The sequence below is a fragment of the Paraburkholderia unamae genome (genome assembly GCF_003268775.1).
GTDB lineage: Bacteria > Pseudomonadota > Gammaproteobacteria > Burkholderiales > Burkholderiaceae > Paraburkholderia > Paraburkholderia unamae.
On the sequence record NZ_QLSU01000016.1, the window covers coordinates 1 to 17,897 of the forward strand.

Here is a 17,897-nt window from a genome sequence, read left to right on the forward strand (position 1 = left end):
AGCGCCTCGGGCAACGCCAACCAGCTCGTCGCGCGTGTGGGCATTCGCCACAAGTTCTAAGCACAGGATCTTTTAGGACCGCTCGCCGGTGCGCGGTAGCGCATCGGCGAGTTACTGTGATTTGACGGGGATAATCGCGGCTCCGCATCTGTCGCATCGACAGCGCAGCTCACACGAGCCAAGCGCATCCGATAGATAGACGAATCGCCGGAGGAGGAGTCCGGTAAGCACCAGCCAGTGCCCGATTCGTCTTTGCGCATATTGCACTATATGACCACATAATGCAATAAGACCAATCAGATGCCAGAGCGTGCGCGCAGGCTCCGACCCCGTGCAAGTCATTAGGCTTCCCAGTTGAAACGCGGGGCGGATTTGGTGCGCCCGTGGGTGCCGCACCGTGGCAACGCACAGATCCGAAAATCGCCTCTCCACGCGCACCTTCGTGTCCGCAGTCGACGTGCGCGGCACGTTAAAGGACGGCACGCGGATCCCCTCGACGATACCCCGCGTGATGCCACGCCACCAACTAGCTCGCTCGGGTTTCACTCGTGGAGAGTTAACTTTTCTTCATGATGTTGCTTTCTATCTGATAGTGCGATCGCACTAACCTCTCCACAACGGTCATGCGCTTAGCGCCGAGCCGGTCACCCAACCCGTTGAGGATAGAAACGATGAAAGCCCTTATGGTCGCCGCCGCACTTGCAGGAATCGCCACGACAACGTCTGCGTTTGCACAAACACCTGTTTCAACAGGGCCAAACTATGGTGCACAGCAACCGGTCATGACGCAAGTCAAGTATGTTGGCACCGCCGCGCAAGCTAGCCAGTGGGTCCCCCCGTATGGCAAACCTGTGCACCAGGAGACTCGCGCTGAGGTCTACCACGACCTCGTCCACGCAGAGAAAGACGGCCAACTCTCCTATCTGAACTCCACGGTCTTCGCCCACTCCTGAGTCGGCACGATTGCTTGCCGAAACAACACATACCTTCCATCACGATGACAGATCCGCCTCCGGCATGGAGGCGCGCGAGCGCCGAGTCGAATGAGCCTAGTGCAGCGTCGCTTTGACAAAGATATACGCTGCACTACTCTTTGACGCGTCGCAAGACGACTTCCCTAGTGAATTAGGTATGCAGAGTGCGGCCAGAGCCGGCTGAAGACTGAAGGTTTACGCCCGCCTTGGTCTTTGGCCTCTGCTCGACAGCGCGATGCGCTGTCGCTTACCGCTGCTGCCCTCTGAATAGTCCACTGGCTATCAACGCGCGTCGCGTTTCCTTCTTCACGCACGACCCGCCAGTTTGAAAGTTGCAGCGGTCTCGGCAAGTCTGCTGGCTTGGTGCTGCAATGCCTGGGCAGCAGCGGCCGCCTCCTCCACTAGAGCGGCATTCTGTTGCGTCGTGTTGTCCATGGCGTTCACGGCCGTACTGACCTGGCTCAGGCCATGGCTTTGCTCGCTCGACGCTGAGGCAATCTCAGCCACAAGCGTGTTCACGCGCCCGATGGATTCGATTACTTCGTTCATCGTCGCACCCGCCTCAGAAACAAGCGCTGCGCCCGAATCAATACGCGTGGTGGAGTTGGAGATCAATTCCTTGATTTCCTTGGCAGCAACAGCAGATCTCTGCGCCAGCGTCCGGACTTCACCCGCAACGACTGCGAAGCCCCGCCCCTGCTCGCCGGCGCGCGCGGCCTCAACCGCTGCGTTCAACGCCAGAATATTCGTTTGAAACGCGATACCTTCAATGATGGTTGTGATTTCGGATATCGCTTTCGAGCTTCGGCTGATCTCCCCCATGTTGGAGACTGCTCGCGCGACCACATCGTGCCCCTTGCGGGCGACGTCAGAAGCGGATGAAGACAGCGCGCTCGCTCGGGCCGCATTGTCGGCATTCTGCCTTACCGTCCCCGCGAGTTGCTCCGCGCTTGCGGCGGTCTCCTCCAGCGACGCCGCCTGGGACTCCGTGCGCGCCGAAAGGTCCGTGTTGCCCGCCGCGATTTCACGCGTGGCGGTGGCAATCGCATCACTACCCTCACGTAGCGAGATTGCCGTGCGAATCAGACTTCCCTGCATTGACACAAGGCCGCCCATCATTCGACCCATTTCGTCGTCCGAGCGTACAACGATCTCGCGGCTCAGGTCGCCTCGCGCTATCTCTTCGAAATGAAAGATCGCGTCGTTCACGGGGGTCAGGATGGCGCGACGGAGGTACAGCCAACTCAGGAACGCTGCGATCGCACCCAGACCTATCACAGTGAAGCTGCCGATCCGGAACCAGGTGTAAGCCCGTTCGGTCGCCTGGTAGTCGTCCCGCGCCTGATCCAACTGATACTTCTTGAGCGCATCTGATGCGCTCTGCAGGCGCATATAAACCTGTCCCAGACCACCCCTTAGTTTCACGACTTCGTCGCGGTTTCCACTCGCAGTAGCGTCCTGATACTTCGCAAGCGCGGCCTCGATCGTGTCGTATTCCTTCGTCACAACTGCGGCCAACTGATCCTCCGTTGCATCCCGCGGGAATGACAGGTAGCGCTGCCACGCGGCATCAGCACCGTCGTGTACTGACTTTTCCATGACGTACATGCTCCTTGCGTCATTCGCGTCGAGCTGGATCGCTGCGCGGTCCAGCGTGGTGCGCTGCCGCCCAACGAAGATGACCATTTCTCCGACGGCAATCGATTTGGGCATTTGAACCGCGTACGTCTTTCGATTCGCATTGTTGCTCGCCATCATGCCTGCGAAGCCAAATGCGCCAATGCCGACCAGAAGGGAGCCCAGAAGCGCCATGGCAAGTCCGATTCGGGCGCTGATTGTTGTAAATCTAGAAAGCATTATTGGTACTCCTCATCACTTTTTATATATTTGGCCAGCCAGGCTGACGTGCACACTTCGGCATACGGCTCGCGCGCGGTTTACTTGAGGCCCATGTCGGTAGCGGCTACTGCAACATCGCCTCGCCACAGGGCAGGAAACTACGCGAGCATGAGGCGCGTTCCATCCCACCGGTGCTGCACTTTGCTGCGGAAACAGATGCGGCGAGACAACTTCAGGTGGCGGCGGAAGATTCAACGAATGAGAAGCCAACGCTCACGCGCGTCAAACATAAATTGGGGTCGCACCACACCGCAGCACAGGAATGTCCCGTGCTGCGTCAAATCGCATCCTGTCGCATAATAAAGCAATCTGCGTGACGTATGTAAGGCAATATTCAAGCCCGCCGTAAAACGCCACCAACGCCCAGTGTAAACACTGACCAGCCACATTCCAGATTGCATTTTATGATCATGAAACGCTATACTCAAGTCTCGAGGCGGGCTGAGTGCTAGACCCACACCAGAAAGCGACGTCATGCGTGTCGCGGACTGGGTGCCCGCCTCTCCATTTCAGCCAGCGCCATCGGCACCGGCGGTCCCACTTTCTGATCGGAGACGCAGCATGACCATGAAGACCCCTTCGGGCGCAGCCCTTCTCAAGCCGGAATCCCTGCCGACGCACGAGCGCGGTGGCGGCGCCCGCACGACGCCCCTCGTTTCCCGCGAGCTGGGCACGACGAGCTTCATCACCGGCTATACGTCGTTCGACCCGGGTGTGGAAATTCCCTTCCATAGCCACAACTGCCAGGAGAGCGTTGTGCTCATGGAAGGCGATGCGATTCTCGACATCGATGGTCTTGAATATCAATTGAAGCCTCACGACGTGACGTTCATCCCGCCGAACGTCAATCATCGCTTCCGCAACATCTCCAAGACGAATCCGATGAAGATTCTCTGGATCTACGCGACCCCTGAAGCGACCCGCACACTCACAGCCAGCGGCCAGACGAATCCGGTCGCAGCAGAGCACGGCAAGCAATAAGCGACAAGCAAGGGCCTGTGGTCGACGCGTGGCCAACGACGGCACACCAACGTGGCTCCGGATGGCAGGTTGCCCAAAGAGTTTCCCAGATAGTCGATTGCATTGCAGCGAGAGGCTTCGTCATTGGCTCGCAGTGCAACTTCACCTGGCAAGTGCCAAAACAGTCGTTCGCTCACGGGCGCTAGCATTGCCCGCCTAAATTACCGGCATCATCAGGAGATTCAAATGTCATTCACCGTTCAAGCGGAAGGGCTCACAGAGTTTGGAACAGCCGTTCTGGAAACCTTGGGCGTACCGCAAAAAGACGCCCATCTGCTCGCCGACAGCCTCGTCACGGCCGAGCTTTGGGGCCATTCCTCGCACGGGATGCTGCGCCTGCCGTGGTATGTGGAACGCCTTCGTACTGGGGTCATGACGGCCATGACGAACCCTGAGCAGGTGCTTGACGGTGGTGCTGTTTCAATTCTGGATGGACGTCACGGCATCGGCCAGGTGCTGGCCGCCAAGGCGGTTCAACTTGGGATCGAGCGTGCGCGTCAGTTCGGAATTAGCGCCGTTGGTGTGCGCAATTCCAATCATTTCGGCACGGCGGCTTATTTCACGCGCGAATCGGCGAAAGCGGGCTGTGTGGCGTTCCTCGCGACCAATGCTAGTCCTGCGATGGCACCTTGGGGCGGCCGTGAAAAGAGTGTCGGCACAAACCCGTGGTCGATCGCAGCACCCGGCGGCCGCCGTGGCGTCGCCGTGATGGACATCGCCAATACAGCTGTCGCGCGCGGAAAGATCTATCTTGCCGCCGAGCGCGGCGTCGCGATCCCGGAGAACTGGGCGGCCGACGAAAATGGCGTGCCGACGACCGACGCCAGCAAGGCCATTCACGGTCTTATCCTGCCGATGGCCGGGCATAAAGGGTATGTCATTTCGTTCATGATGGACGTGCTCGCCGGCGTACTGACCGGCAGCCAGTTCGGCTCGAACGTTGTTGGGCCCTACGACGCGACTAAGCCTAGCGGCTGTGGCCACCTCCTGATCACGATCGACATCAAGTCGATGATGCCGGTCCCCGAGTTCGAACACCGCATGGAGACCTTGATCGATGAAATCAAGGATGTACCCAAGGCGCACGGCATTGAAGAAATCTTCTTCCCCGGTGAACTCGAGGATCGCAACACGGTGAAGCTGCGCGAAGCCGGGATCACGCTTGCTGACAACACGTGGCAAAGCATGGCGAAGCTCGCCGAAGAAACCGACACCCCTCTGCCCCTTCCGGCACACGCATAACGCTCCAGGACAGCTTAATGATCGCTCTCATCGTCTCCCTCAAGGTCCATCCCGAACGCCTCGAAGAATTCCTGGCTGCCATCAAGGAGAATGCAACGCGCACTTTCTCCGACGAGCCGGGCTGCAAGTATTTCGACGTCACGCAGGACATCAAGGATCCGCTGCACTTCGTGTTCTACGAGCTGTACGACGACGAAGCGGCTATTGACGCTCACCGCGCTGCCCCGCATTTCGCCAAGTGGCGCGAGGCGGCCGACCGCTGTGTGGTCAAGGGTAGCCAGGTCAACACCCTGTGTAGCCAACTCTTCCACCACGCTTAATCCGGCTGCCGCGGGCAAGCGATGCGCGCGGACAGCGATGATCTGAAGGATCAAGTCATGACACTCGAAATCACTACCGTTAATCCCGTCAATGGAACGTCGCTGGAAACGTACCAGAGCTGGTCAGCCGAACGTATCGAAGAAGCTGTGGCAGCTGGCAATGACGCCGCGCTGTCCTGGGGAAAGACGCCGCTAACCGAACGCGTAGCTGCCGTCCGCCGCCTTGCCGAAGAACTCCGTCGTCAAAGCTCTGCGCTGAGCAACCTGATCACGACCGAGATGGGCAAGATCGCTGCGGAAGCGGCCGGTGAGGTTGAGAAGTCCGCTGTGACCGCCTTGTACTACGCGGATCACGCCGATCGCATTCTCGGCGACGAAAAGGTCAGCATCGAGGGAGTCGACGCGTGGGTAAGCTATGAGCCCATTGGTCTCGTGCTCGCTGTCATGCCGTGGAACTTCCCGGTGTGGCAGGTCATGCGCTTCGCGATCCCCTCGTTGACCGCGGGCAATGGCGTGGTCCTCAAGCACTCGCCGAATGTAACTGGCTGCGCTCTGGCGCTTGAGCAAATTTTTGTCGACGCCGGATTCCCGAAGAACCTCGTCACCACGCTGGTCGTTGCCGAACCGGATGTCCCTCAAGTCATCGACAGGCTCATTCGGGATGATCGCATCGCTGCTGTGACCCTGACCGGCTCGAACCGCGCTGGTGCCGCCGTCGGTGCCGCTGCGGGGCGCGAATCCAAGCGGTCCGTTCTTGAACTCGGTGGTTCTGACGCGTTTGTTGTTCTGGACGACGCTGACGTCCCGCGTGCTGTCGAAGCCGCCGTCAAGGCACGCTTCAACAATGCCGGCCAGAGCTGCGTCTGCGCGAAGCGTTTCATCGTCTCGCAGGAAATCGCAGACTCGTTTACCGAACAGTTCGTGAAGAAGGTGGAAGCGCTCGTCGTTGGCAATCCGACCGAGGCGGGAACGCAGATGGGCCCTCTCGCCCGCGCGGATCTGCGAAACGCGCTTGATGGTCAGGTGAAGCGCTCTATCGACGCGGGCGCAAAGCTGCTTACAGGTGGCAAGGCCATTGACGGCGCCGGCTACTTCTACGCGCCCACTGTCCTCGGCAACACCGCACCGGGCGTCGCAGCGTTCGACGAAGAAACGTTCGGCCCTCTCGCAGTGATTGCAGTGGCTCAGGACGACAAGGATGCAATCCGTCTGGCGAACGCGACGCAATTTGGTCTATCCATCAGCATCTGGTCTGCCTCCTCTGATCGCGCGCTCGCAATCGCAAAGGGTGTTACGACTGGCGCAGCGTTCATCAACGCAATGACGGCATCCGATGCGCGCGTTCCGTTCGGCGGCACGAAGAAGTCGGGCTATGGCCGCGAACTCGCTACGGCAGGGATCCGCGAGTTCACCAATACGCGAACCTACTGGGCCGCACAGCCGAAGTAAGATCCTCTTCGCGACTCCGATCGATAGATACCCGCAGACACCGCGGGTATCTTCTGTCGTCTTCGCGGTTTTCGCCGCGCCGCCAGATGACTCTGCGAACCTGCACCGCTATAACAGCCTCCGAAAATCCTCTGAAGTGATTGCGGCCCGTCCGGCAGCGTGAAAGTTCACGATGCGTTGCTTTATATGGCGGGCGAACCCGACAACGCCGCTTAGTGTCACTTAGTCGATACCCCCTCTCGCCTTTCCTCTCCTGAGCCATCTCTAGAGGCGCGTCGGCGTTGGCGCCGGGAAGTCCACGTAACGCTTTTCGACGGTGGGAAACAGGACATGCAAGGGAAACTCCGTCGTTGCCTACGTTCGCCACAGCGACTTCCAGCGGCACCACTAACACGCGCTGCACGCACATCGACATGGCGTGAGGCGCCGGTCAACCTAAAGGAGACGTTCGCGCTCCTGATCTCATTGCCTTAGAACAGTCGCTCGAGATCGTCGTGCACAAAGTGATCAGTCGCGTTGCGCATGACGTGCGATGTAAGCTCTGAACTCTGCTTCTGACATCTTGTTGTGCCTCGCGTCGTAGGTCCTGCCATCTCCGTTGTAGGTCGAGCGCGTGCTGAAGAAGACAAATGCACCCGATAGATAGCGACTGGCAGGCCGGGCCGAATCCGGTAAGGGCTCTCCGTTGTACTCGTTATGGTCCCAGCATTCGTAGGGGACGTAGTGTCCCGGCGAAATCTCAGTCAGCGCCTCATAGGTCCGCTCCCGACTGATCGCACCTTTGACGCCACTTGGCGCTACCTGCGCAGCTTCGAGCCGAAAGTAGCTCCAATTCATGTCGTTTCCAAAGGATTCGAAGGTGAGCTTCGCCGGCCTGAGAATCTCCACCATCTTCTCGCCAATGTGGAGCGCGATCATCCCGTCTTCGGCTGCCGTAGACACAGCTGTAATCGTGTTCCCACCGCCCGTTGGATAGAACATGTGGTTTAGCGCAGGGATCTTGGCGATCTCCGCAAGCACCAAACAGATGGCATCGACATCCTCCCATGTGCTACGGTTCGGCGCGCCGAGCGGGAAAAGCTTGCGCGTGAGCTCTGTCCACTCGGTCAGGTTACGGGTGTGGAAATCCCTGCATATGGCGAGCCATTCCTGTAATCGCACGATGACGCTCGACATTGCGGGCCGCCGGTCTGGCTCGGAGTCGGTGCATTCCTCAAGCAAGCGGTCCAACGTGGTGGTGTACTGGTTCGCCAAATATTGGGAGAGGGATAGTGAGGAAAGCGGGTTGTATTGTCCATCGAAACCCAGTTCCTGGTCCGTCAACGCAATCCAAAGCGACTTAGCGAACGAATAAACGTCCGCGGGCAGACCATTAGCAGAGTGGGCCATCCTGCGCATCTCGGGCGCCATCGTGAACTTCGCGCCAACGTCTCTGCGGGGCGGCGTGATCGCCGCACGGTTCGGGTACTTCACGAGCCCGAAGTCGGACAGGCAAAGCTGACCTTCGTAGAACAAGAAGTTGGCTGGCTTAATGTCCCTGTGCGACATGCCCACGTCGTGCAGTCTCTGAATTGTCCCAGCCAGCGCGATAAAGTCTTCGACGATATCGAAGGTATTGCGCCCCTGGACGTACTGCTCGAATGGAATGGCCACAGGCATTGTGAACCAGGGCGTCGGGCCGGACTTGTCGTCGGGAACGAACTTCTCGAGTAGAGGGATTACCCCCGGTAAGTGCCCAAGCCTCTCAAGCGTACTTGTCTCTATCTTGAAGCGCTCATAAGTCTCGGCTGAGACCGACCTCAGGATCTTAATGGCCTGGGATGCCTGCCCCGGTCTCGCTGCTTTCCACACGTCGCCATTTCCGCCGGCACCGAGCGGTGCCTCCAGCAGCCATCCCTCGAAGACATCACCTGCGTGCAGTGTCTTGGGCGCCTTCTTCTTGGACTTGCTCATGTATTGGATCTCATTCTAGGCTGGGAGTATCTCAGGCTTGCACAGAGGGGCTCTGGTTTTTGAGCCAGACGGCATGGAAGCCGCTTGCAGCCGCCGTGCGAACTGCCGCCGGGAACGTCGGCGATTCTCGCCGCCGCGCCGTGGCGTGAGTCTCAACACGCGCTTCAGGATGACACCTGCGAACAGCACTGCACGGTAATCGTTGCGCCCGGTTCTGCGTCGGAGATGTGAATCCCGAAATCGTGCAGGTTGATAATCGCCGAAACAATACTGAGTCCCAGCCCAGTACCCGGCAGGTGGCGCGTGCGCTCACTCCGATAAAAGCGCTGCAGTACCGCTTCTCTCTCCTCCGCGGGGATTCCCGGCCCACTATCTATCACATCCACAGCTATGCCCGATGGCGTTCCACGTAGGACGATGCTCACAGCGCTGCCAGCCGGAGAGAACTTAACCGCGTTATCCACTATGTTACTGAACGCCTCGAATAGAAGTGCACGGTCACCAAAAATCGGAGCATCAGCGCGCGTATCAACAGTCAATTTGACGCCACAACTCTCGGCCAAGGGATCGTATAGCTCCCAGACGTCGCCCAGCAGTTGTGCAAGGTCGATCTCCTCAAATGCTCTGCGACGGTCGAGTGTGCCGATTTCAGAGACGCGCATCATGGCGCGGAACGTTTCGAGCAAGCGATCAACGTCCTGGCGGACGTTGGCGATCTCGGTTTCGAGCTCGATGTCGCTGTACCGGACCGCGCGTGAAGCAACCTGAGAGAGCCGCGTGCGGACATGCGCCAGTGGTGTTCTCAAATCGTGGGCAATTCCGTCGCACGCCCCCTTGACCTCGCCCATCAGGCGCTCGACCTCTCCCAGCATGTGATTAACGAGATGCGCGAGCATGTCGAATTCGTCACGTCCACTAACGGGCAACCGGCGCGACAGATCGCCTCCGGCTATAGCTCGTGTAGCGGCGCGCACTTCCTTTATGCGAGCCATTTGTCGCTGCGTGAGCAGAAACGCCACCAGCGCACCTAACGCGAGACAAAGCGCGCCGCCGAGTACGAGTGCGTCGATGCTATTTTCACGGATGCTCAGATAATGCGTGAGATCGTGCGCAACGACGAGAATTCTTCCGTCCCGGCGCCGCTCCGCCATGACGCGCATCACCGGCGACGTTTGCGCTCTGTCGATTCGCAACGTGTGCTTGAGCGTGACGCCCTCGCGACCAATGCGTACGTCGCCTGGAATTGCGAGGACGTCACCCGCGATCCTATGTCCGTCGGCGCTAAACAGCCCGTAGTAGTTCGCGTGCAATCGCTCATGCTCGAGTCGGTTCTGGATCGCATGTTCTACTTCGTCGTCGGGGAACGAGTCAAAGTAGTTGAGTTCCCATTTGATGACAACGTCGGTACTGCGCTCCATCGTTGAAGTGATGGAATACCCGACGAATCCGAGCAGCAGCACGAGGGAGAGTGTGAAGAATGTCGCGTAGAGGCTAGCGAATTTTGCCGTGGACGACTGCCAGCTGCCTGATGGCGACACATGGTCTCCGGTGTGAGACTTATTCAATAGCAACCTGCGTCTTCGCCGTTTTAGGCACAACGACTGGGCGAGCACCAGTGACCATGCCCGCCCATTTTCAGATCAAGATTGTGCCGAAACCGTGCTCGGCGTATGGGAATTCTGGCTAACCACCGGCGAGCGCGTCATGGTCATCACAACCGCTGCGCCTATGATAAGCAGCACACCTGCGATGCCAAAAGCCCAGTCATAGCTCCCAGTGGCCTGAATCACGTAGCCCGTCGCAATCGGAGCAATCATCCCGAAGATATTGCCGCCTACCACCACGAACGCCATCGCCTTTGCGACATGCTTTGCACTCGGCAAGACGTCGTTCAACAGCGCGAAATTCAGCGAGGTCGTCGAAGCAATCCCCGCCAACGCGATCGAGAAGACGACCATCAGAACGCCAAGGTTCGTCGTAAAGGGGACGGCGAGAATAACCGAACCTGTGAGCATGGCCAACGCAACCGCGTTGCGGCGCCGACCAGACCCCACGCCAGTTTTCTTCAGGAAGCGATCGCTGAGACGGCCAACCGCGATGCACAAAATCACTGCTGCTGCATACGGCACGGCTGCGAGGGCTCCGGTATGGGTCAAGCTGAGGTGCCGAGTTGTCTGCAAATAGCTGGGCAGCCACGTCAGGAAGAGGTACTGCGTGTAGACGTTACAGCCCTGGGTAATCGCCAGCCCCCAGAGCGTGCGCGATCGAAGCAGTGTGCGCAGTCCGCCGGCCGTGTTCGTGTCCTCGACCTCGGCGACAGGTGCCGTACCGCGCTCGCGAACAATCTTCTCGCGCTCGTCGGACTTTAGCCACGGCGCCTTCTCCGGCGTGTTGAAGAAGATGAGCCATGCTGCGAGCCACACAAAGCCAATGCCCCCGGCGATGACAAATGACAGGCGCCAGCCGAAGGCCGCGACCAATGCACCGAGGATCACCGAGCAGATGGCCGGACCAGCATAGGACCCACTGTTGAACATCGAGGTCACCATGCCTCGCTCACCGGCTGGGATCCACTGCCTGATGACCTTTCCGCCGACCGGGTTGCTGGTCGATTCGCCGGCGCCCATCACGAGGCGCGCAGCAATCAGGCTCCCAAAGCTCGTTGCAGCGCCGGTGAGAGCGGTCGCAGCGGACCAGATGAGAATGCCGATCCCAGCCATCCGCTTCGTGCCGAAGCGGTCGACCAGAAAACCCATCGGCAGGAGAAATACCGCGTAGCTCCAGATAAATGAGGAGAAGAGGTAGCCCATCCCAACAGCGGTAAGGTGGAACTCGTGCTCGATGGGCTTTGCGGCGATCGAGAGAGCAATGCGGTCCATGTAGTTGATCATGGACAGGGAAAACAGGAAGACGGCTATCCATCCTCGACGATACGACATGATTGTCTCCGGTGTTTCGACGGTATCGAACCTAGCGCCGAGACCGTTCTAAGAGTTTTGTGACCACAAAATGCAGTTTAAGGCTTAAAAAAACGCCGCACACATCGCGGCGTTCGGCGCCTGCTCAATTTCACGATTCTTCGGGAAATACCTCCTGGGCACGCACTTTTGCCCGGCGCGCGCCGTCGATATGCTCACGGAGCAGCGTCGCTGCCTTGAGCAGATCGTGTTGGGCGATGGCGTCCAGAATGGCAAGGTGCTCCTTCGCCTGCCCCTGACGCGGTTTGCGCGCCCGTGCCTGCCGATACTCAACGAGCCGACGCAGGCGGTCCATCCGCCTGACGGACTGCGCGATGAAGCGGTTACCGGACCATTTCGCGATGGTTTCGTGGAACTCGCTATTGGCCTCAAAAAGTTCGACCGAGTTCATCGTTAGGTATCCAGTGCTCGCGATAAACTCCTGTCTACGCCGGAGCTCCTCGAGCTCCACACGGTTCGCCCTGAACGTTGGGGACATGATGCCGGTTGGCTCGATAGCTGCCCGAAACAGATAGCTTTCCTCGTAGGCATCAACCGAGTCGATCATGGGCATGAACTGCCAGCCGTGCCCAACTTGCCGCTCCAGCCATCCCTCTTCCTGCATGCGGGAGAGCACGCGGCGCAGCTCACTGCGAGACACCTCGTACTGACGCATCAGATCTGCTTCCGACACCACATCCGGGAGGCGGCGCGCGAGACGATCATCCGCAATCTTGAGGTAGAGAGGGTCGTCAGGCTCGTTGAAGAACTGCTCCGCCACCTCCGTCACGTCACGCGCCGGCTGGGCCATGAAAAAGCCACGATTTGCGTCGTAATAGACGACCCCCAGCGCAGCGAGATGGTGCAGCGCGGCGTTCACAGGTGTCCGGGAAGTACCGATTTTCTCGGCAAGCAGTGATTCCGCCAATCTGTCCCCAATAGACAGATCCTCGCGTCGAGCGAGTGCAATGATTTCGCGTGCAACGCGCGTCTGCAGGGGTGTAAGCGGGGCTTGGTTTTCGACAGAGGTGTCCATGTCTTCTACGGGCGGCAAATGGCCGTTCACCACGGCTGAACCAGCCGAGGCCAAACAGGTGTGAACAAGCGATTTTGCCATTACCGCTCTCCTCTAGACTTTCCCTACTGCTCGCGTCAGGGTAACTCCCTGCTCCAAATGCATTTGCGTATTGCGTTTCATGATCATAGAATGCACAGACACGAAACGCAAGCAGTTGCGGCTTGCCTTGGAGAAAACCCCGATGTGCGCTTCTTTTGGTTATCAGTTTCCCCTCCCACCACAGCCGCCGGTTTTGGCGGCTGCCGCGCTGCTCCCGCGCCAGCGGGTGCGCAAGCATAAGGAGGCCGTCTGACCATGGAACGGACACTTGCATTTGTCGGCTGTCGGACCTCGCGTGAACGCAACGCCGAGGGAACGGGCATCTCCGTCTACGAGGTGTACCCCTCGGGCGCATGGCAACATATTCAGACTCTCGAACCCCTGACCAATCCAAGCTTTCTCGTACTGAACAAGGGACAAGACCGGCTCTATGCGGTGCATGGGGACGAAAACGAAGTAAGCGCCTATCGGATCGATCAGAAGTCGGGCTCGTTGAGTCCTCTCAACGTGCAGGCGGGTGTGGGGCGCAATCCGGTTCACCTGGAATTCTCCCGCGATGGTTCTTCGCTTGTCATCGCCGGGTATGCGACGGGAAGCTTGACGGTGGTTCCGATCGCCGCTGACGGTTCGCTCGACGCACCTTCACGGCTGGTTATGCTCGAAGGTCGCGCCGGGCCCCACAGCGTTGAACAGGGGGCATCGCATCCCCATCAGGTCCCGCGCTACGTCACACGAACAATCAATAGCGACTGGCATATCGTCCCTGACAAAGGGCTCGACACCGTGTTCGCCGTGAGATGGCTGTCCGACGGGACTTCTATTGTTCAAGGCTCGCGTGCGCGCGAAGGCGCAGGTCCCCGTCACGCGGCGTTCCATCCTGACCGGCCGCTTATCTATGTTGTCAACGAGCTGGATTCAACCCTGACCACCTGGAAGCTCGACGCTTCCACCGGCCATCTGGAAGCCCTTAATACCGTTTCGGTGATTCCTGGCAACTATCACGAGTGGACTCGCGCCGCCGGGATAGCAATATCTCCCGACGGTAGCACCGTGTATGTCACTAACCGCGGGCACGACACCATCGCGACGATTGCACTGAACTCCAGCACGTGCCTTCCGACTGACATTCAATGGACGCCGACCCAAGGCAAGTTTCCCCGATTCCTTTGCGTGGGACCGGACGGAAAGACCCTCTATGTAGCGAACGAAAATTCGCACTCAATCGTTCAGTTCGCGTTGGACCCGGAGAGCGGCAGGCCCGTTCCGACAGGGCGTCGCGTTGAAACCGGAAGTCCAGTTTGCATCGTCTTCGCGCGCATCGGCCAATAAGTAGCAGGCACCAGAGCCTTACGGCCTGGGTCCGCGAATGGCCGTAGCCAGCGGCCTTTGAGGCGTTTCGCCTGACGTGGGATCTGTCTGCATTCTGACGACGAGAGAAAGTCGTCTCAGATATGTCTTTAGGTCTACTACTGATTATTTTACCTGATTGCCACAGCTAACCTGAAACTACAAAGGAGACGACAAATGCAACAAGCGAGAGAACTCTCTTCAAAGTTTGAAACCCGGCGAACCCCCTTCTGGCCTTATGGCTGGTGGGCGATTGTCGAATTGCGCGTCGGGATTATTCCCCTCCCCATATACCTCCTGCTGATTGCACTCGTCGCGGGCTTCGTCGTCACGGGCAAAGTTCCTGGCGAAATATCCATGGCAATCGCGGTGCTCGTGCTTTGCGGCTTCACCTGCGCCGAGATTGGAAAGCGACTCCCGATCTTCAACAAGATCGGCTCCGCAGCCATCGTCGCAACGTTTCTTCCGTCGTTCCTCGCATTTCACCAGTTGCTTCCCGTGAAGCTGACTGGCATGGTGACCAACTTCACGCATGTCAGCAACTTCATGTATCTCTTCATTGCGTCCATCATCGTTGGCAGTATTTTCAGCATGGACCGTGAGGTACTGATACGTGGCTTTGCCAAAATCTTCTTTCCACTCGCCGCGGGGTCGATTGTGGGCGGCATTGTCGGAACCGCCGTCGGAACCGTTCTTGGGCTTGGCACCAAGCACACCCTGCTTTACATTGTGATCCCGATCATGGCCGGCGGCGTTGGCGAAGGCGCTATCCCTCTTTCGGTCGGCTATTCGGAGATCATGAAGATGCCACAGGGACCGATCTTTGCGGAAGTCCTGCCTGCCGTCATGATTGGGAGTCTCTGCGCAATCCTCTTCTCGGGGGTGCTCAACTGGATCGGCGAAAAGCGCCCCCATCTGACCGGACGCGGCACGCTTCAGCCGGCAGCCGAAATCCCGAAAACACCTCTTCACGATTCGGTGACGTCAATGCCCGACGTGAACACGGTCGCGGCAGCGGCAATTACCGCAATTTCCCTGTATCTGGTCGGTCTCCTCGGTCACCGTCTGCTCGGTCTTCCCGCACCTGTCGCGATGCTATTCATCGCCGTGTTCATCAAGGTCTGCAAGCTCGTGTCTCCGAACCTAGAGGGCGGTGCACGGATCGTCTATCAGTTCTTCTCGACTGCGGTCACCTATCCTTTGCTGTTCGCAATCGGGACGGCAATGACGCCGTGGGATAAGCTGGTCGCCGCTATCAATATCGCCAACGTCGTAACGATTGCAAGCACCGTAGCAGCGTTGATGACTACCGGATACCTCGTCGGGAAGTGGCTGAAGATGTATCCGATCGACACGGCGATTGTGAATGCGTGTCACAGCGGTCAAGGTGGAACGGGTGACGTTGCGATTCTCACCGCATGTAATCGCATGAGTCTCATGCCATTCGCCCAAATCGCCACGCGGATTGGTGGAGCAATTACGGTTACCCTTACGCTGCTCATCCTCTCACGCATGTATTGATCGAGGCGATGTCTGAGCTCGATATGCGTCACCCCGAGACACGTGAAAGAGCGTGAGACATCGCTACCCTCGGCTCTTGCCATGCAATTCCGCTGTTCAACAGGCGATCTGTGAGTCATCCGACGCACTCGGAGTTTTCAGCATGAGCAGGCGTCATTGTGCCGTATTTTCTCGCTACTGCCAGGACCCTCAACCATCTGACGTTCGGTCAGTTCGAGGTCGTGGTACGCCATAAAGATAACCTTGATGACGTGTGACGTGGCCGAACGTAGCAGGGCCATCCGCGCGGCGGTGATGCCCTTCAACCGTTGCACAAAGCGGCTCGCCCTCGGCTCGCCCTCTTTCGCTGCGCGGCGAATTGACGACAGCAGTCGTTCCGCGCCGACTACCGCAGTCGCGGAGTCGGCGCGGCTTGATTAAGTAAACGTAGCACTGCAACAACGCATATCGCTGGCTTGGTCAGGCGATCATGTCCTGCTGTGCGTGGGAACGAGCCTGGGTCGTGGCGCCAACCTGGCACCCCAGTTGAAGTCCACTACGCTCATTTTCCCGCAGTTCGCAGCCCGACGGAACGTTTCACGTTCGCTCGGCCGCCTGCTTTCGCAGGTGCGATGAGGGAGACTTCGGCGAGAAAGGCTCATAACTCACCAATCAATACTTTCGTGCGTAAGAGCCAAGGGCTCGAATCGCGTCGTTGGCAGCGAGAAACGTTGCAACGTTGCGGTCTTGCGCGTGTCCTTTAATCTCCAGCAGGTAGCGATGGGTGTCCAACGTTTTTTTGCTCGGACGTTCGTAAATGCTCATGATCTGAAGTTCTGCCGCACTCATCGTCGACAGCAGCGACGAGAGTTGATTGTCAGATACTTCGGCCAACAGGGCTGTCTTGTCGTCGCCTGTTGCAACAGGCATCTCGCGCCCAAGAACCCACCATCGGGTTACATTGTGAGGACCTTCCTCGATACCGTCGGCTAGCGAAATCAGCCCATATATTTCACCTCCGATTCTCGGCCCCATTGACGCAAGGGCTTTGTCTCCGCTTTCGGCAACGCTCCGCGCCGCGTCCCCACCAGTGACAGCCGGAATCCGCTGGACCGTTGGCATCTTCAGATCGAGCCACGGCTTGACTTCTTCCAAAGCAACGGGATGCGCCGTGACGCGCCGGATGTCTTCCAGTTTTGTGCCTGGCGATGCGAGAAGGCTATAGCCAAGCATCTTTGGATATTCGGCAACGACAACAACATCCGGTAGGTTCAGAACAAAGTCGAGATACGGGGTCACGCCCACCACCGAAGTTGTAACGGGCACACATGCGTGGTCGATGCAGCCCGACGTATAGTCTTCGAATAGCCGGGATACCTCGAGAGGCACGAGTTCGTCTCCACCAAACAGGTCGAGGCACGCTTGGTGTGTCCACGATCCCCCAGGCCCAAGATAGCCAACGCGATTGCTCATTTCGTTCTCTTGTTCGCCAGTCATATAAATCAATTCTTTAATTCCAGTTACAAGATTTAGCGCGAGATCCGCCTACGCTCACGGTAAGAGATCGCGACAATCGTTCCACGATTCCAAAATCGACCAACCTCTACGCGACATTTCCCTATCGATCCGATCAGCGAGAGTGCTCCCTCTCTACAGGTCGAGCCGAAGCCGGGGCCCGACTTCCTTGAATCCGACCGAGACATAGAAGTGCAGAGTGCGTGACCACATGGGTTGGAGCGGCGCACCGACGTCAAGACGTCTCCATCCACGCGACTTTCCGAACTCTGCGGCTCGCTCCACAAGCGCAGCGGCCACAGCGCGTGATCTATACTCTGGCGCCACGTAGAGCTCCGTGATCTGTCCGTATGCACCGTCCGCGAATATCGCCACGCCCTCGGTCATCATCAGAACCCCCACTGGCTTATCCTGCTCGACAGCAAGGAAGCCGAAGCTACGATCCTCATATCCCAGAACATTCGCGACCATCGCATCGCTCACGATCATTCCGCCCTCTTCACCGCGAAGTTCCGCGAGCAGATGATCGACAAGACGCGCCACAACGCTCACGTCTCCTGCCGAAATCTCCCGTATCTCCAGCATTCCACTGCCTCCCATATGC

14 protein-coding genes are annotated in these 17,897 nt (G+C 58.5%); 7 read left to right on the forward strand and 7 right to left on the reverse strand.

What is annotated here, in order from left to right; genetic code table 11:
- Positions 1-671: 671 nt before the first annotated feature.
- Entirely contained in the window at positions 672-953 is a 282-nt protein-coding gene (locus C7401_RS24680) for a DUF4148 domain-containing protein (RefSeq protein ID WP_112174048.1), read from the forward strand.
- Between the two features lie 327 nt (positions 954-1,280).
- Here C7401_RS24680 and C7401_RS45970 read toward each other — a convergent pair whose 3' ends face one another.
- Entirely contained in the window at positions 1,281-2,831 is a 1,551-nt protein-coding gene (locus tag C7401_RS45970) for a methyl-accepting chemotaxis protein (protein WP_112174049.1), read from the reverse strand.
- Positions 2,832-3,434: 603 nt separating this feature from the next.
- Between C7401_RS45970 and C7401_RS24690 the strand changes: the two genes are divergently transcribed.
- The 4 genes from C7401_RS24690 to C7401_RS24705 all read left to right on the forward strand — a co-directional run bounded on the left by C7401_RS24690 (position 3,435) and on the right by C7401_RS24705 (position 6,904).
- A complete protein-coding gene (locus C7401_RS24690; protein ID WP_112174050.1) occupies positions 3,435-3,854 on the forward strand; it encodes a cupin domain-containing protein in 420 nt (139 codons plus the stop codon).
- A 225-nt stretch (positions 3,855-4,079) separates the two neighbouring features.
- A complete protein-coding gene (locus C7401_RS24695; RefSeq protein WP_112174051.1) occupies positions 4,080-5,135 on the forward strand; it encodes an Ldh family oxidoreductase in 1,056 nt (351 codons plus the stop codon).
- Positions 5,136-5,152: 17 nt separating this feature from the next.
- On the forward strand, positions 5,153-5,455 hold the full coding sequence (locus C7401_RS24700) for a putative quinol monooxygenase (protein WP_112174052.1): 303 nt from the start codon (positions 5,153-5,155) through the stop codon (positions 5,453-5,455).
- Between the two features lie 57 nt (positions 5,456-5,512).
- A complete protein-coding gene (locus C7401_RS24705) occupies positions 5,513-6,904 on the forward strand; it encodes an NAD-dependent succinate-semialdehyde dehydrogenase (protein WP_112174222.1) in 1,392 nt (463 codons plus the stop codon).
- A 507-nt stretch (positions 6,905-7,411) separates the two neighbouring features.
- Here C7401_RS24705 and C7401_RS24710 read toward each other — a convergent pair.
- The 4 genes from C7401_RS24710 to C7401_RS24725 all read right to left on the reverse strand — a co-directional run bounded on the left by C7401_RS24710 (position 7,412) and on the right by C7401_RS24725 (position 12,931).
- On the reverse strand, positions 7,412-8,857 hold the full coding sequence (locus C7401_RS24710) for a protein kinase domain-containing protein (RefSeq protein ID WP_112174053.1): 1,446 nt from the start codon (positions 8,855-8,857) through the stop codon (positions 7,412-7,414).
- Positions 8,858-9,021: 164 nt separating this feature from the next.
- Complete coding sequence (locus C7401_RS24715) at positions 9,022-10,395, reverse strand: sensor histidine kinase (protein ID WP_258397217.1); 1,374 nt, start codon at positions 10,393-10,395, stop codon at positions 9,022-9,024.
- A 102-nt stretch (positions 10,396-10,497) separates the two neighbouring features.
- Positions 10,498-11,796: an MFS transporter gene (locus tag C7401_RS24720; protein ID WP_112174054.1), complete on the reverse strand. Its 1,299-nt coding sequence runs from the start codon at positions 11,794-11,796 to the stop codon at positions 10,498-10,500.
- Positions 11,797-11,926: 130 nt separating this feature from the next.
- On the reverse strand, positions 11,927-12,931 hold the full coding sequence (locus tag C7401_RS24725) for a GntR family transcriptional regulator (RefSeq protein WP_258397218.1): 1,005 nt from the start codon (positions 12,929-12,931) through the stop codon (positions 11,927-11,929).
- Positions 12,932-13,186: 255 nt separating this feature from the next.
- Here C7401_RS24725 and C7401_RS24735 point away from each other — a divergent pair, with 255 nt between their 5' ends.
- On the forward strand, positions 13,187-14,260 hold the full coding sequence (locus C7401_RS24735) for a lactonase family protein (protein ID WP_112174056.1): 1,074 nt from the start codon (positions 13,187-13,189) through the stop codon (positions 14,258-14,260).
- A gap of 195 nt (positions 14,261-14,455) precedes the next feature.
- Positions 14,456-15,799 carry a 2-hydroxycarboxylate transporter family protein gene (locus tag C7401_RS24740; RefSeq protein ID WP_112174057.1) on the forward strand — a complete coding sequence of 448 codons (1,344 nt, stop codon included), beginning with the start codon at positions 14,456-14,458 and terminating at the stop codon, positions 15,797-15,799.
- Between the two features lie 651 nt (positions 15,800-16,450).
- Here C7401_RS24740 and C7401_RS24745 read toward each other — a convergent pair.
- Positions 16,451-17,275, reverse strand: coding sequence for a prephenate dehydratase (locus tag C7401_RS24745; protein WP_112174227.1), 825 nt, complete (start codon positions 17,273-17,275; stop codon positions 16,451-16,453).
- A gap of 153 nt (positions 17,276-17,428) precedes the next feature.
- Positions 17,429-17,878, reverse strand: coding sequence for a GNAT family N-acetyltransferase (locus C7401_RS24750; protein WP_220092850.1), 450 nt, complete (start codon positions 17,876-17,878; stop codon positions 17,429-17,431).
- Between the last annotated feature and the right edge of the window lie 19 nt (positions 17,879-17,897).

Bases quoted from the DNA above. Each gene is read 5' to 3' on its own strand.
- C7401_RS24680 (WP_112174048.1), top strand. From the start codon at position 672: ATGAAAGCCCTTATGGTCGCCGCCGCACTTGCAGGAATCGCCACGACA.
- C7401_RS45970 (WP_112174049.1), bottom strand. From the start codon at position 2,831: ATGCTTTCTAGATTTACAACAATCAGCGCCCGAATCGGACTTGCCATG.
- C7401_RS24690 (WP_112174050.1), top strand. From the start codon at position 3,435: ATGACCATGAAGACCCCTTCGGGCGCAGCCCTTCTCAAGCCGGAATCC.
- C7401_RS24695 (WP_112174051.1), top strand. From the start codon at position 4,080: ATGTCATTCACCGTTCAAGCGGAAGGGCTCACAGAGTTTGGAACAGCC.
- C7401_RS24700 (WP_112174052.1), top strand. From the start codon at position 5,153: ATGATCGCTCTCATCGTCTCCCTCAAGGTCCATCCCGAACGCCTCGAA.
- C7401_RS24705 (WP_112174222.1), top strand. From the start codon at position 5,513: ATGACACTCGAAATCACTACCGTTAATCCCGTCAATGGAACGTCGCTG.
- C7401_RS24710 (WP_112174053.1), bottom strand. From the start codon at position 8,857: ATGAGCAAGTCCAAGAAGAAGGCGCCCAAGACACTGCACGCAGGTGAT.
- C7401_RS24720 (WP_112174054.1), bottom strand. From the start codon at position 11,796: ATGTCGTATCGTCGAGGATGGATAGCCGTCTTCCTGTTTTCCCTGTCC.
- C7401_RS24725 (WP_258397218.1), bottom strand. From the start codon at position 12,931: ATGGCAAAATCGCTTGTTCACACCTGTTTGGCCTCGGCTGGTTCAGCC.
- C7401_RS24735 (WP_112174056.1), top strand. From the start codon at position 13,187: ATGGAACGGACACTTGCATTTGTCGGCTGTCGGACCTCGCGTGAACGC.
- C7401_RS24740 (WP_112174057.1), top strand. From the start codon at position 14,456: ATGCAACAAGCGAGAGAACTCTCTTCAAAGTTTGAAACCCGGCGAACC.
- C7401_RS24745 (WP_112174227.1), bottom strand. From the start codon at position 17,275: ATGACTGGCGAACAAGAGAACGAAATGAGCAATCGCGTTGGCTATCTT.
- C7401_RS24750 (WP_220092850.1), bottom strand. From the start codon at position 17,878: ATGCTGGAGATACGGGAGATTTCGGCAGGAGACGTGAGCGTTGTGGCG.